This window comes from Buttiauxella sp. (assembly GCF_049686335.1).
Classification (GTDB): domain Bacteria; phylum Pseudomonadota; class Gammaproteobacteria; order Enterobacterales; family Enterobacteriaceae; genus Buttiauxella.
The window spans coordinates 94,843-109,254 of sequence record NZ_JBAVHX010000009.1 but is presented as its reverse complement, the minus strand read 5'-3'; the positions used below and the strand labels follow the sequence as shown (position 1 = coordinate 109,254).

Annotated in this window: 10 protein-coding genes; 2 read left to right on the top strand and 8 right to left on the bottom strand. The window is 49.9% G+C overall.

All coding sequences use genetic code 11. The features are described from left to right. Positions 1 to 343 precede the first annotated feature (343 nt). Complete coding sequence (locus tag WBL83_RS07465; protein WP_424588544.1) at positions 344 to 1,897, top strand: peptide MFS transporter; 1,554 nt, start codon at positions 344 to 346, stop codon at positions 1,895 to 1,897. A gap of 107 nt (positions 1,898 to 2,004) precedes the next feature. Here WBL83_RS07465 and WBL83_RS07460 read toward each other — a convergent pair whose 3' ends face one another. Next, on the bottom strand, positions 2,005 to 2,637 hold the full coding sequence (locus tag WBL83_RS07460; protein ID WP_424588543.1) for a LysE family translocator: 633 nt from the start codon (positions 2,635 to 2,637) through the stop codon (positions 2,005 to 2,007). Between the two features lie 525 nt (positions 2,638 to 3,162). Here WBL83_RS07460 and WBL83_RS07455 point away from each other — a divergent pair. Further along, positions 3,163 to 3,477, top strand: a complete 315-nt coding sequence (locus WBL83_RS07455) for a LysR family transcriptional regulator (RefSeq protein WP_424588542.1) — start codon at positions 3,163 to 3,165, stop codon at positions 3,475 to 3,477. Between the two features lie 122 nt (positions 3,478 to 3,599). Here the strand turns inward: WBL83_RS07455 and WBL83_RS07450 are convergent, their stop codons facing one another. The 7 genes from WBL83_RS07450 to WBL83_RS07420 all read right to left on the bottom strand — a co-directional run bounded on the left by WBL83_RS07450 (position 3,600) and on the right by WBL83_RS07420 (position 14,161). Beyond that, positions 3,600 to 4,523, bottom strand: a complete 924-nt coding sequence (locus WBL83_RS07450) for a LysR family transcriptional regulator (RefSeq protein ID WP_424588541.1) — start codon at positions 4,521 to 4,523, stop codon at positions 3,600 to 3,602. A 175-nt stretch (positions 4,524 to 4,698) separates the two neighbouring features. Beyond that, positions 4,699 to 6,216: a lysine--tRNA ligase gene (lysS, locus tag WBL83_RS07445; protein ID WP_424588540.1), complete on the bottom strand. Its 1,518-nt coding sequence runs from the start codon at positions 6,214 to 6,216 to the stop codon at positions 4,699 to 4,701. 114 nt (positions 6,217 to 6,330) lie between these two features. Further along, complete coding sequence (gene dtpD / locus WBL83_RS07440; protein ID WP_424588539.1) at positions 6,331 to 7,827, bottom strand: dipeptide permease DtpD; 1,497 nt, start codon at positions 7,825 to 7,827, stop codon at positions 6,331 to 6,333. Between the two features lie 205 nt (positions 7,828 to 8,032). After that, positions 8,033 to 10,180, bottom strand: a complete 2,148-nt coding sequence (gene cadA / locus WBL83_RS07435) for a lysine decarboxylase CadA (protein ID WP_424588538.1) — start codon at positions 10,178 to 10,180, stop codon at positions 8,033 to 8,035. An 82-nt stretch (positions 10,181 to 10,262) separates the two neighbouring features. After that, positions 10,263 to 11,600, bottom strand: coding sequence for a cadaverine/lysine antiporter (gene cadB / locus WBL83_RS07430; RefSeq protein WP_424588537.1), 1,338 nt, complete (start codon positions 11,598 to 11,600; stop codon positions 10,263 to 10,265). Between the two features lie 364 nt (positions 11,601 to 11,964). Then, a complete protein-coding gene (gene cadC, locus WBL83_RS07425) occupies positions 11,965 to 13,485 on the bottom strand; it encodes a lysine decarboxylation/transport transcriptional activator CadC (RefSeq protein WP_424588536.1) in 1,521 nt (506 codons plus the stop codon). A 211-nt stretch (positions 13,486 to 13,696) separates the two neighbouring features. Continuing rightward, positions 13,697 to 14,161: an SgcJ/EcaC family oxidoreductase gene (locus WBL83_RS07420; protein WP_424588535.1), complete on the bottom strand. Its 465-nt coding sequence runs from the start codon at positions 14,159 to 14,161 to the stop codon at positions 13,697 to 13,699. Between the last annotated feature and the right edge of the window lie 251 nt (positions 14,162 to 14,412).

Below are 14,412 nucleotides of genomic sequence, written 5' to 3'. Positions count from 1 at the left end.
CCCTGCAAGGAGTGATGCAAGATAGTTCTCATACAAAACCGTTCTGCTGTTCATCCACATGGCAGGGAGTCCCACCTCCCTGCCACACCAAAAAACCACACGCCTCTGGACAATCTTCATTCAATCCCTGCGTCCCAGGATACCGATCTCACCCGCATATCTGCCGCTATAAAATCTGTAAAAGTAGACATTAGACGACTTTTCGTCTAAAAGTTCTGCGGTTGGCATTAGACAAAACCAACAACCTAATAATAATTGCTGAATGTTAAAGAGCGGAAAGTCCCATAACCGCCGGGCATTTAGCTACTTATAAATACAACGACACCCTTTCTTTGGAGAACTTATGCATTCCTCGGTAAATAAAAACGAGAGCCGAACCTTCTTCGGCCATCCTTATCCACTTGGCTCACTATTCTTCACTGAGATGTGGGAGCGATTCTCGTTTTACGGGATCCGTCCCTTACTCATTTTGTTCATGGCGGCGACCGTTTATGACGGCGGTATGGGGCTTGCGCGTGAGAACGCATCGGCCATCGTCGGTATCTTTGCGGGTTGTATGTACCTGGCCGCGCTGCCGGGCGGGTGGCTTGCCGATAACTGGCTCGGGCAGCAAAGAGCGGTCTGGTATGGCTCAATTCTCATCGCCATGGGGCACCTGTCGATAGCCTTGTCCGCGTTCATGGGCGACAACCTGTTCTTTATCGGCCTGATGTTCATCGTGCTGGGTTCCGGCCTGTTCAAGACCTGTATCTCAGTGATGGTGGGCACGCTGTATAAGAAAGGCGATGCGCGCCGTGACGGCGGTTTCTCGCTGTTCTACATGGGCATCAATATGGGCTCGTTTATCGCACCGCTGATCTCTGGCTGGCTGATAAAAACCCACGGCTGGCACTGGGGCTTCGGTATCGGTGGTATCGGGATGCTGGTTGCGCTGGTTATTTTCCGTGTGTTCGCTGTTCCGGCGATGAAACGCTACGACAGCGAAGTAGGCCTTGATTCCACCTGGAACAGCCCGGTTTCGAAGAAAAACGGTGTGGGCGGCTGGTTGCTGGCACTGGCGGTGGGTGTGGCTATCGTCGTGACCCTGATTTCACAGGGCGTGATCGTCATTAACCCGGTCGCGGTGGCAAGCGTGCTGGTGTACGTAATTGCGGCCTCTGTGGCGCTCTATTTTATCTACCTGTTCATGTTCGCAGGCCTGAATCGTAAAGAGCGTGCCAGACTGCTGGTTTGCTTTATTCTGCTGGTCTCTGCGGCCTTCTTCTGGTCCGCGTTTGAGCAGAAACCGACATCATTCAACCTGTTCGCTAACGACTATACCAACCGCATGATCGGCGATTTTGAGATCCCTGCCGTATGGTTCCAGTCAATCAATGCGCTGTTTATCATTTTGCTGGCACCGGTATTCAGCTGGGCATGGCCGATGATGGCGCGTAAAAACATCCGCCCAAGCAGTATCACCAAGTTTGTCATCGGTATTCTGTGTGCGGCTGCGGGCTTTGGTCTGATGATGCTGGCGGCACAAAACGTTCTCAACAGCGGCGGCGCAGGTGTATCACCAATGTGGTTGGTGGGAAGCATCCTGATGCTGACACTCGGTGAGCTGTGCCTGAGCCCGATTGGCCTTGCGACCATGACGCTGCTGGCTCCGGAAAGAATGCGCGGCCAGATGATGGGGCTGTGGTTCTGTGCCAGTGCGCTGGGCAACCTGGCGGCAGGCCTGATTGGCGGACACGTGAAAGCCGATCAGCTGGATATGCTGCCTGATCTGTTCGCACGTTGTTCCATCGCATTACTGATTTGTGCCGCAGTGCTGTGCGTGCTGATTATTCCGGTACGCAAAATGCTGGAAAATGCTCAGGTGAAGACCGAACAAAAGCCTGCAACTCAGGCTTGATGGGATAAGGCTACTTTTCACAAATAGCCGCTTCACATCGTGAACAAGAAAAAGGCCGGTCTCATGACTGGCCTTTTTTCGTTACGCCACCATGCATCAGACAATCACTACGCCGCTTTGGTGGTCAGAAGTTTGATGCCTAAACCCACAAAGATCACACCGCTAAGGCGTTTAACGCGATCGACCCAACCATTTGTTCCCACCTGCTGACTGATGCGGCGAACACTCAGCGCATACACCGAATGCACCAGCGCGACGATGGCGGCGATGGACAGATACATCACGAAGAACTGAACCGAAAGGGGCCGCCCATGCTCAATAAACTGGGGCATGAAAGCCGACAAAAATATCAGCGTTTTGGGGTTGCTACCTGAAACCAGCATCGCCTCCCAAAAGATCTTCGATTGCACCGCCACGTGTGCGACGGGTACCACTGTGACGTTGTTCTTTTTTGCCGAACGACTCAGCAGTTGTTTCAGCCCGAGGTAAATCAGATACCCTGCCCCTGCAATTTTCATCGCCAGAAACAAAGGTGGGATAGCCAACAGCACAGCGCCAACGCCAGCCGCAACCAGGAACACCACAATTAATTGCGTGAGAAGATTTCCCAGTATTGTTGCGGCAGTTCCCGCAGCTCCGTAGCGAACCGTGTTGCGTATCACCAGCAAAACATTGGGGCCTGGGGATATCGTCGTTGCAAGATAAGCTGCAGAAAATAACAGCCAGGTATGGAATGCCATTATCTGGACCTCGATGACAGTATTGGTGAGCCTGAAAAGACCGATACCATCTTGCCTCTGAAAAAGAGCATTCCGTCATAGGATTTTCCTATGCAACCCAACGAGATGGCACTCCGCCCTACCCCTTTCTCGAAACGTCGCTATCCATTTTGGAATAATAGTATTCTCTGTTTTGCTATTTTAAATAGTTTATGTTTTCTGTTGCTTTGGTATTCTTGCAATCCATGAACGAAGCCGCTGGCGTGTTTTGTTTGCGCACCTTAAAAGGCAGAATATTACTTTATGATTTATAAATTATTTAACCAATCCGAACAATTTAAAAAACAGTAATCATCAGCATTAACGATTAACGCTAATATCAGGATCGTGATAAACACCTGCCATACACCTGAAACCTCAGGCGTATTACCCATGGCGTTACGGTAATCCAGCATTTGATTTTAATGCTTACTGTTTTAAATGACCTTATTTTTAATAATCTCTTATGAGATACTTGTGAAATAAATAAAGAGAAAGTGTACGTGTATGGTTGAGAAACATGATTTTGAGCATTTAATAAATATTGATTTAAATTCCGTTTTGTATTTTTCAGCAGTCATGAACTACAAGACCATATTTAATGCAAGCGTTGTGATGAAGTGCTCACCACCGACAGTCAGCATTATGCTAAAACGCTTTTGCTCTTACTTCCCTGTACCTCTTTTCGAGCGCGAAGGTCGTTGTCTAAAACCGACCAAATATGCGATAGAGCTACACAAAATGCTGAGTGAGTTATTCTCTAAATTTTCCTGCGCGGTTTCTGCAAAAAGTGCAGAAACAGAACTTGAACCGACACCCTAAAACCCGGCTTGAATCTATTATTGGAAATGACATGACAGTAATAAACTATGAAATGTGATCGGTCGTTGAGTCTGATTACCCCATAGTGAATGCCCATGTCTTTTTCAGTCGTGCAATGCCATTCAGTCATCCTTGCCCTGCTTCATTAGCTCGATAATATAATCTACTGAGGATTGCACTCGGAAAGGAAGCGTCTTTCTGTCTCTGTAAATGACGTAGCAATCAATAAACACTCCCCACTCTTCTGCAAGTACCGGTTGGATCCCTTTTACATCTTGCAGCAACATTCCTGATGTAATCATATAGCCCATGCCATTTCTGCAACAATTAATTGCCGTATAGATATTATCAAACTTTAATTTTCCGGTAACACTGACAGGTTTAACCATTGAGGTTGTTGAATGGACAAATTCAAAGACATTTTCATAACCGTTGTTTGCCATGGCACTCAGTAAGATAAAAGGATGTCTGGCTAACTCCTCGGGCGTGGTAAAGGGATGTTGCTGATGAAACTCCGCAGTGGAAAAAACGTTCATGCGGATGGTTTTCACTTTTCTGGCAATAAGATTTTCGTTTTTTGGCGGTGAGTAGGAAATGAGAATATCGCAAGAGTTATTAAATTCAACACCATTAAAATAATCGGATTGATTGTGGTTTGAAGTGGTCATCGTCACATTCAAATCTGGAAAACGTTCAAACAAAGCGGGAAGAACATTCACGGAAAGGTAGGCCTGCATACCCGAAGGAGAATAAATATTAATCTCTCCAGCCGGCGCTTTTTTATAGTTATCGACAAAGCCAACAAGCTCATCGCTTTCTGCAATATGCTTTCTGATATAGGGAAGTAATGTTTCGCCGAACGGCGTCAGGCTGACAGGCCGGCTTTCCCTGTCGATTATTTTTACGCCGAGGATTTCCTCCACCGCAGCAATGGATTTGCTGATACTCGCCTGGGTAAGCCCGGTGTTTTTTGCTGAAAGACTAAAACTTCTTGTCGCCACTACATCCAGTAAAATTTTTAAGTGCTTAATATTTAACTGTTTCATTATACCTGCGCGCAGTAGGTGTTTTATTTCTCTCCCCAGTATAGATGAAGTCTGTTTTCGCTTCTTTTTAGAATGACAGAGTCTTTCTCGCGTCATCTCTTATGGTGGATTACTGCGAAACAGCCATAAAAAAGCCCCCAGGCGCTGCAAATGGGGGCTCTATTTTGATGAAAACTTATTTTTGCGGGCGCATCGCCGGGAACAGAATCACGTCGCGAATGGTATGGCTGTTGGTAAACAACATCACCATACGGTCGATACCAATACCCAGACCCGCCGTTGGCGGCAGGCCATATTCCAGCGCGGTCACGTAGTCTTCGTCATAGAACATCGCTTCGTCGTCACCAATCGCTTTCGCATTCACCTGCTCGAGGAAGCGCTCAGCCTGGTCTTCAGCATCGTTAAGCTCGCTAAAACCATTACCGATTTCACGCCCACCGATGAAGAACTCAAAGCGGTCAGTAATTTCTGGGTTCACGTCGTTACGACGCGCCAGCGGAGAAACTTCTGCCGGATACTCAGTGATAAAGGTCGGCTGAATCAGGTGCGCTTCGGCGACTTCGTCAAAGATTTCAGTGACGATACGCCCCAGGCCCCAGCTCTTCTCAACGTGAATGCCGATAGACTCAGCGATAGCTTTCGCCGCATCGAAGTTATCCAGATCTGCCATGTCCGTTTCCGGATGATATTTTTTAATTGCTTGACGCATGGTCAGTTTTTCAAACGGCTTACCGAAGTCAAAGGTCTGATCACCATAAGGGACTTCCGTTTTACCCAGCACCGTCAGCGCCAGAGTACGGAACAGTGACTCGGTCAGCTCAATCAGATCGTTGTAGTCTGCGTACGCCATATAGAGTTCCATCATGGTGAACTCTGGATTGTGGCGAACCGAGATCCCTTCATTACGGAAATTACGGTTGATCTCAAAGACGCGCTCGAAGCCGCCAACGACCAGACGTTTCAGGTAGAGTTCCGGCGCGATACGCAGGTACATGTCCATATCCAGTGCATTGTGATGGGTGATGAACGGACGTGCCGATGCGCCGCCTGGGATAACCTGCATCATCGGGGTTTCAACTTCCATAAAGCCGCGAGCCACCATGAACTGGCGCATGGTGGCGAGGATCTGCGAGCGCACTTTAAAGGTATGGCGTGATTGCTGGTTGGCGATCAAATCCAGATAACGCTGGCGGTAGCGGGCTTCTTGATCCTGCAAACCGTGGAATTTGTCCGGCAACGGGCGCAGCGCTTTCGTCAGCAGACGCAGCTCGGTGCAATGGATAGAGAGTTCGCCGGTCTGGGTTTTGAACAGCGTGCCTCGGGCAGCAATGATGTCGCCAAGGTCCCATTTTTTAAACTGTTCGTTGTAGACGCCTTCCGGCAAAGCATCACGCGCGACGTACAGCTGAATACGCCCGCCCATATCCTGCAAGGTGACGAATGACGCTTTGCCCATGATGCGACGGGTCATCATGCGGCCCGCCACCGAGACTTCAATGTTCAGGGAGGTGAGTTGCTGGTTTTCCTTGCCATCAAATTCCGCATGCAACTGGTCAGAAGTGTGGTCACGACGAAAATCATTCGGGAAAGGAATACCCTGCTCACGAAGCTGAGCCAGCTTTTCACGGCGGGTTTTCAGTTCATTATTAAGGTCAATTGCCTCATCGGCACCTGGTGCTTGTTGTTCAGACATGTTGGTTCCTCATTTCAGGTTGATTTCACTTAGCAATAATCAAACTTCAGTTGTCGGATAACGTTACGCTTATCCGACCCGGGAAAAGTGCTGTCGGGTGGATAAGCGAGAACGTCATCCACCATTTGCACCCGTTTTGTCGGATGGCGCGGCTGTAAAATTCAGGCCCGATACGGTTGGGCTAAACAGTAAACGCGTTCCCGTGACCAGCAGCACAATCACCGCCACGCAGCCAATCGTCCACTCACCCATTTGCGAGAAGAAGTGCTGGTAAGCGGCAATCGCCGTTTCGCTGATACTTGACTCGGTAGTCTGTTGCGCCACCAGCCCCGCCAGCCAGTTCGCGACCGCACCCGTCGCCAGCATGTAGATCCCCGTCAGCATGCCAGTCACGCCGGGCATGTTCAGACGCGTTATCTGCGCCATCGCCACCGGGTCGATAAACAGTTCGGCAAACCCCATCAGCGCCAGGCCGCCAACCATCATCCCCATCGAGGCCTGACCGGTGACGGCACCATGGCGCGCATTGAGAGCCAGCAACATAAATCCGCAGCCCATCATCAACAGGCCAAAGGCAAATTTCAGCCACACGCGTAACACCGAACGCGTGTTACCTTCCGGGCGAATCAACCAGGCCAACGCCACGCCACCCGCCATCACCGCCACCGCGTTGACCGACTGGAATAGCGCAGTTGGCACTTCAATATTGAGTAAGCGACGGTTAACGAAGTGGTCGATAAACAGGCTGATGGAGCTGCCGCCCTGTTGCGCCAGAACCCAGAACAGCGTGCCGGTCAGCATCAGCAGAACGATTTGCCATAACGCGCGACGGTGCTGTGGGGATGAAACCATGATCCGCGCCACCATCTGAGCCGCAAATACGCAGACCATCGCCAGCAGATAACCGGACCAGTTATTCTCCAGCAGCAGCGTGAAAAACACCGGCGCCACACACAGCATCACCAGCAGCCAGCCCCAGGTTGGCAGCACAAATTTCTTTGCGCGCAGCGCCTGTTTATCCACACCTCGGGTGTGGGCGAAATGGCGATGGCCGCTTAAGAAAATCATCAGCCCGATAAACATGCCAATCCCCGCCAGCGCAAAGCCGACGTGCCAGCCATACCACTGCGCCGTCAGTCCACAGGCAATCGGGGCGGCAATCGAACCCACATTCCCCGCCGCGTAAAGCAGCGAAAAACCGCCGTCGCGACGATGATCGTCGGTGGCATACAGCTCCCCGAGCAGGCAGCTGATATTCGATTTGAACAGGCCGTAGCCACAAATAATGATCGCCAGCGCGACATACAGGCTCAGCGTTGAATCCGATTCGAAGCCCAGCACCACGTGGCCGAGCGTCATCAGCAGCGCACCAGCAATCACCGCCGCGCGATTGCCGAGCAGGCGGTCGGCAAGCCAGCCGCCGAGAATGGGGGTGACGTAAACCAGAGAGGCGTAGGCGCTGAACAGGCTGATGGCGTGGCTGTCATCAAAGCCAAGTTGATGGGTGAGATAGAGGATGAGTAAGGCACGCATGCCATAAAAGCTGAAGTATTCCCAGATTTGGATCGCGACGATGTAATAGATCGCGCGCGGCTGTGAGGGTCTTTTCATGAGGTCTCCCTGGTGCGTGAAAAAAGGGAAGTGATTGATGACAAACCTTTTCCAGGGTCGGATAAGCGGTAGGTCGGATAAGCGATAGCGTCATCCGACAAAACGGGTGGATGACGCTATCGCTTATCCACCCTGCAACACCTGTTTAGTGACCTTTGTCAGCAATCTAAGGGGAAGTGGCTAACCACTTCCCCTTGAGCTTCAATTACTTGTTGTTTTCTTCTTTCAGCACTTTAACGGTGTAACGACCATCCGCCTGACGATATGCGCCGTGAATATCGGTTTCGAAGCCCGGATAGTGGGCGCCGATTTCGCACAGCATCTGCAGGAATTCCAGCACCGGACGGCTCTCTTCGGTGATCATCTCACCAGGCATCACCAGCGGAACACCAGGAGGATACGGAAGGATCATGTTGGCGTTGACGCGGCCCACCATCTCTTCGAGATACACCTCTTCGGTCTGACCGTGCAGCTCTTTCTGGAATGCCACATATGGCGTCATGATCATGTCTGGCAGCACTTCGAAGGCACGGAACATCAGGTCCGGCAAGTTGTGATGCTCAACCAGTTTGTGAATGTTTTGCGCCAGTTCCTGAACACGCATATTTTCATAGAATTCAGGATCTTCACGGTACAGCGATGGCAGCATATTTTTCACGCGCAGGTTCAGGTCGAACTCACGTTTGAAGTCGGTCAACGCACGCAGCAGGCTCAGTGCTTTAGTTTTGTCGATGCCAATGCTGAACAGGAACAGCAGGTTGTACGGACCGGTTTTCTCAACAATGATGCCGTGCTCGTCGAGATATTTCGCCACGATGCTCGCCGGAATACCGAACTCATCCATGGTGCCGTCTTTCTTCATTCCCGGCGTCAGCATGGTCACTTTGATCGGGTCGAGATACATATGCTCGTTATCGATGTTTTTGAAACCGTGCCATGCGCTGTCAGAGCGCAGCGGCCAGCATTCCGGGCCATCGATATGTTCTGGCTGCCAGACGTCGAAGAACCAGCCTTCAGACTCGCCTTTCAGACGTTTAATCTCTTTGCGGAACTTGATAGAACGTTCAATAGAGCCATCAATCAGACGCTTACCGGAATTGCCTTTCATCATCGCTGCGGCAGTTTCGGTAGACGCCACCACACCGTAATGCGGAGAAGTGGTGGTGTGCATCATGTAGGTTTCGTTGAAGGTCTCTTCGTTCACATCACCTTTCACGTGGATCATCGAAGCCTGCGAGAACGCCGCCAGCAATTTGTGCGTGGACTGGGTTTCATAAATCACCTTCCCTTCCACACGGCCGCCGCTCATACCGCATTTACCGGCATAAATCGGTGAGAAGTTGGTGTATGGCACCCACGCAGAGTCAAAGTGGATAGACTTAACATCCAGGGTTTTCTTGATGAAATCAGTGTTGTACAGCAGGCCATCATAGGTGGAGTTAGTGATGACGGCGTGCACCGGCCAGGAGGCATTCGGCGTCTCTTTTACGCGTTTTGCGATAGTGGCGCGCTGGAATTCGCTCTGCGGGATCCCCCCGAGGATCCCGTAGGCGTTACGGGTTGGACGGAAGTAAATCGGCGTGATGTCGCTCATCATCATCAGATGGGTCAGCGATTTGTGGCAGTTACGGTCAATCAGCACGGTGCTGCCCGCCGGTGCGGAATACATGCCGACGATTTTATTCGCCGTCGACGTACCGTTGGTCACCATATAGCTGCGTTCCGCGTTGAAAACGCGAGCGATATACTCTTCGGCTTCTTTGTGCGGGCCGCTGTGATCGAGCAAAGAACCCAGCTCAGAAACTGAAATCGAGATATCGGATTTCATGGTGTTTGAACCAAAGAAATCATAGAAGATGCTGCCTACCGGGCTTTTCTGGAACGCAGTACCGCCCATATGGCCTGGGGTACAGAAAGTGTATTTCCCTTCGCGGACATATTTGAACAGCGCTTTGGTCAGTGGCGGCAGAATGGTGTCGATGTATTCATCGGTGTTCTGTTTGATTTTATTGGCGATGTCTTCTGCTGCACCCAGCGCATATTCGAAGAAGCGAACCTGCAAACGCAGATCGTTCAGGCTAACGTCCAGAGTCGAGTAGGTATTCGCAAAGGCATACAGCGGCATATATTCGTTGCATTTGCTGATCTCTTCGCACAATTCCAGATTGTATTTATCCCAATCGAAGATAACGCCGCACAGACGCGCGTTGTTTTCGATAAGTTTCAACAAATCTTCACGGTCGTTCGGATAGACAATACGGAAGTCCAGGCGTTCAAGGGCGCGATGCAGTTCACGGATAGGCTCTTCTTTAAAGTAGACGCCCATGTGATTCATGATTGCGATAACGTTCATAGTAGAATCTCCAGGTATGGGGAGCCCCTCCCATCACGGTGTGACAGGTGTCGGAAGGCGCTCCAGGAAAAGGGTTCAGGGATTAATGCGCGTCGGCAGTTGAGCTGTCAGTCGCATCGTTAGCGTGCTGACGCTGGTGCATTTTGCGGCCGTAGAACATCAGGATTATCAGGCTGACGATAAAGGTCCCGGCCAGTTCGAAGGAACTTGCACCCATCAGGGCGATGAAGCAGAACGCGCAGCCCAGTACCGAACAAATCAGGCTGACGAAGTTGCGAATGTTGATGCCTTCAAAGCGAATCAGGTCAACGCAGGAGTAGAAGTAAGGCAGCATGGTCAGCAGAACCGCGATACCGGTCAGCTCACCGAACAGGTCAGAAGCTTTCCCGCCGCTGGAGTTCATCAGGGTAATAAGCACCATCAGCGCCGTCATTTTCACCGCAGCCAGCAGCAAGCCTTTCTTCGGAATACCGTTGTTATCCACTTCACCGTAAACTTTCGGGAAGTTACCGTCGTTAGCCGCACGGACACCGGCCTGACCCACCAGCATCATCCATGAACCAAGCGAAGTCAGACACGCAAACGCGGTGAATGCGGACACCATTGGTGCGGCCCAGCCGCCGAGAATGGTTGAAGCACTAATAGCGAATGGTGCACCCGATGCCGCCATCTGCGCCGCAGGGTACATACCGGCAATCACCTGAGTGGCCGCGATATAAACTACACCGGCCATCGCGGTTCCCAGCATGGTTGCCAGTGGAACAGTACGCTTCGGATTTTTCACCATACCGGTACTGACGGCTGCGGACTCCACCCCCACGAAGGCCCACAAGCAAAGCAGGATACTTTTAATCACCGCGTGGCTATCAGTGGTGTTGGAAGTGTTCCAGTTCGCCTGATAAACGGCTGCGTCAAACCAGTGCCAACCGACAATTGCGGTTATCAATACCGGAATTAATACCAGCACCAGACCAATAGTTGTCAGGCGGCTTACCCAGGTACCACCCAACATATTGACGAAGGTAAATATCCAGACGATAGCAATACAGGCAATCCCGGCAGGAATAGGATTATTCAATATTGGGAAGAATGTAGAGAGATAAGAAACAGCGGTAATACCGATTGCCAGATTACCAATCCAGTTGGCGTGATAATAAAGCACACCCGTCTGGAAACCGAATGCAGGAGATATTTCCCCGGCATAAGCAATGGGGCCACCTTGTTGTGGATTCTTGGTTGCAAGTCTTGCATAAACATAAGCCAGAGACATCGCACCAATAATTGATATCACCCAACCCCAAATTGCAATACCACCAATACCTGCGAGGTTTGCGGGTAATAATGCAATACCGCTCCCCATCATATTACCCGCGACAACGCCGGTACATGCAAATAGCCCTATCTTCTTGGCAGAACCCATGTTGCTTATCTCCTGAGTTTATTTTGGCGGCACAGGCAATCATTTTGAAACGTATATTGACCCGACCAACTGCCGACAAGATTACTGACTCAGAAAAAATAAGTCCTAAAGATAAAGTGAAATAACAGCAAACATCAGACAAATGACAACTTGACCTTTTTGCCTTAACACATAAGGATGACATGTTGACATCAAATAAATATAAACAACGTTAACTTACAATAACTTACAGTTAATTTTCGGTGTTAGAAATGTGTTATCTTCTGAGTGAATGGCGTTAAATATAGATAACATTCAGGATGCGGTTGAGAAACATAAGTTTAACCTCATCGTGCTCATAATATTGAGCACGATGAAGGTTGATTTATTCTGAAGCGAGGAAATTGTCCAGGTACGGGACCACGTTAGTCACAGAGGTCTGGAATACGGCGTTTTGAATCCAGTAAAAGGTATTATCACCCGGGCGTAAATTGAAAGCGGTCAGATAAGCATCTGCCGCTTCACGGTTCTGCCCTTTCATTTCGTAGACTTTGCCGAGCAGCACATAGTTCATCCACGACATTTCTTTTTCGATGCTGGTATTAATGGCGTTGTACGCTTCATCGACTTTTCCCTGGCCTAGCAGATAGACGGTTTTAATTTGATAATAAACCGCCAGATCTTTTATTCCCGGCATTTCTCCCAGCTGGTTTATTTCGCTACGCAGGGTACTGAGTTGTTCTTTATCCAGCGTTTGTTGCGAATGGCGCAATACATCTACCAGCATTTTTTCGACAAATGCATAAGAAAAGTCAGGAGCGTCTTTAATCACATCATCCAGCATCTGACTGGCTTTATATAATGAATCCACATCACCATTCATTAATAGCTGATGCGCCTGGTAGAATTGCGTCAGCGCTGAGCTGCGCGACGGCTGATAAAGTTTCAGCATCGCCTGCATTTGCTCCGGCCATGGCTGTTTCAGGGCTTCCGACAGGCTGGTCATCAGGTCGCTCTGAATCGACAGCTGATTGTCGCTGGTAATGAAATAACGCTTATCCATCATGGTTGAACCGTCGGCGTTATCCACCAGTTGCACCGACATAAAACATTGTTGCGCGCGGTAGTGGCGCTGGTTGACGAACTCAATGGTCAGCGCTTTACCTGAACTGCTGGGTTCATTGGTGTTGTAGTTAGTTTTGTCGTGCACCATAAAGGTGGAAAATGTGTTGAGCGAGGTGGTCATCAGGCTGCCCAGCCCTACCGCCCAGGCGTCCTGGGATGCCCAGTTGGTGCAGGAGTTACCCTTGACCAGATGGATATCAATGTCTCGCGGATTCAGTAGCAAGCGTGCCCGGTTGCGTGGCGGGGGCGAGTTTATCGTCGATGCGGCCACCAGTGCCACACAGGTACCCAGCGCCAGCAGGAACATGAGCCAGACCCAGAACGTGGCGGTGTGTTTAGGTTTTACCGATGTCGGGGTATCTGGCGACATTTGTGCAGCAGACGCCGGGGCAGCCTCATCCGCCAGCGCGACAGACGCCACTTGCGTGATAACAGGCGCGGGCACTTCACCCTCTTCGGTACACCAGACGACCGGCACCGTCAGCTTATAACCTCGCTTTGGCACTGTCGCAATGTACTCAAGGCTACAGTCATCGCCATCTTTCAACGACTTGCGTAGCTCGGAAATACTCTGCGTGACAACGTGGCTGGTGACGACGTTACGCGTCCAGACGTTATCGATAAGCTCATCCCTGCTGAGGACTTCATCAGGATGGCGGGCAAAGAAAACCAGAAGATCGATTAAACGCGGTTCAAGAGTCAGCTGACGTCCCTTCCGACTGATTTGATTATCAGACGGTGTGACCAGCCACTCCCCTACACGGACAACAGGTTGTTGCATAACTAGAGCCCAACGCGAAAAGTCGGGATAATAGCACAATTACCCTCCCTACTTTTGATAGGGGTCATAACGAATACGCGTTACATATCTCTACTTTTATTAAATTTATACGTTTTTTATTTCTTAAATTGACGAATAACACAACATTAACATCTGTTGCATTCTTCAAAAAAAAGAGCGGGCAATCGCCCGCTCCTTGCAAGGTTGTCTATTAAGCTTCTGGCATCGCCGAAGAGTGGTGAGTAGAGATTTTCCACTCTTTACCATCCCATGCGTAAGTGAAGGTATAACGTGCTGATACCGTGGACTTATCTGCGAAGGTAAAGGTGTAAGTTCCGGTATCGATAGCCTTATTACAGCCCAGGCGAATGGTACGAGTATCAATTTTCCCGGTCGGTTTCTTCGCCAGGAAGTGCTCAAAATAGTCAACGCGTTCGGCATCTGTTAAGCGCGCTTTGTTTGATACCGTTGGCAGCAGAACCGCATCACTAAGGTAGTTTTCAGAAACCTTCTTCGCATTCCCGGTTTTCAGAGAATCGTTCCATTTATCAAACAGACCTTCAATCTGCGCTTGATTGGTCTTGACACATTCTGGTGCAGCTGTAGTGGCTGGTGCGGCTAAAACGGAGCCGGAAAGTAAAGAAAGAGAAACGGCGAGTCCAAGTAATTTCTTCATTTAAATCATTCCATTATGAGTTCGTCTGCGGCAAAGATGTCACTAATAACATGAATGAACAAATCAAATTACATATAATTACACCTTGAAATTATTTGCATACACTTCATGTGAAAAATAGAGATACCAGCATAAAAACAGGGGTTATTTTGTTCAAACGGTGCGTGCGGGAAAGGGTTATCAGCGGGTGTATTAGATAAGATCACAGCAAAAATAAGACGCAGCCTGTTTGAAACCAGACCAGGCTGCGC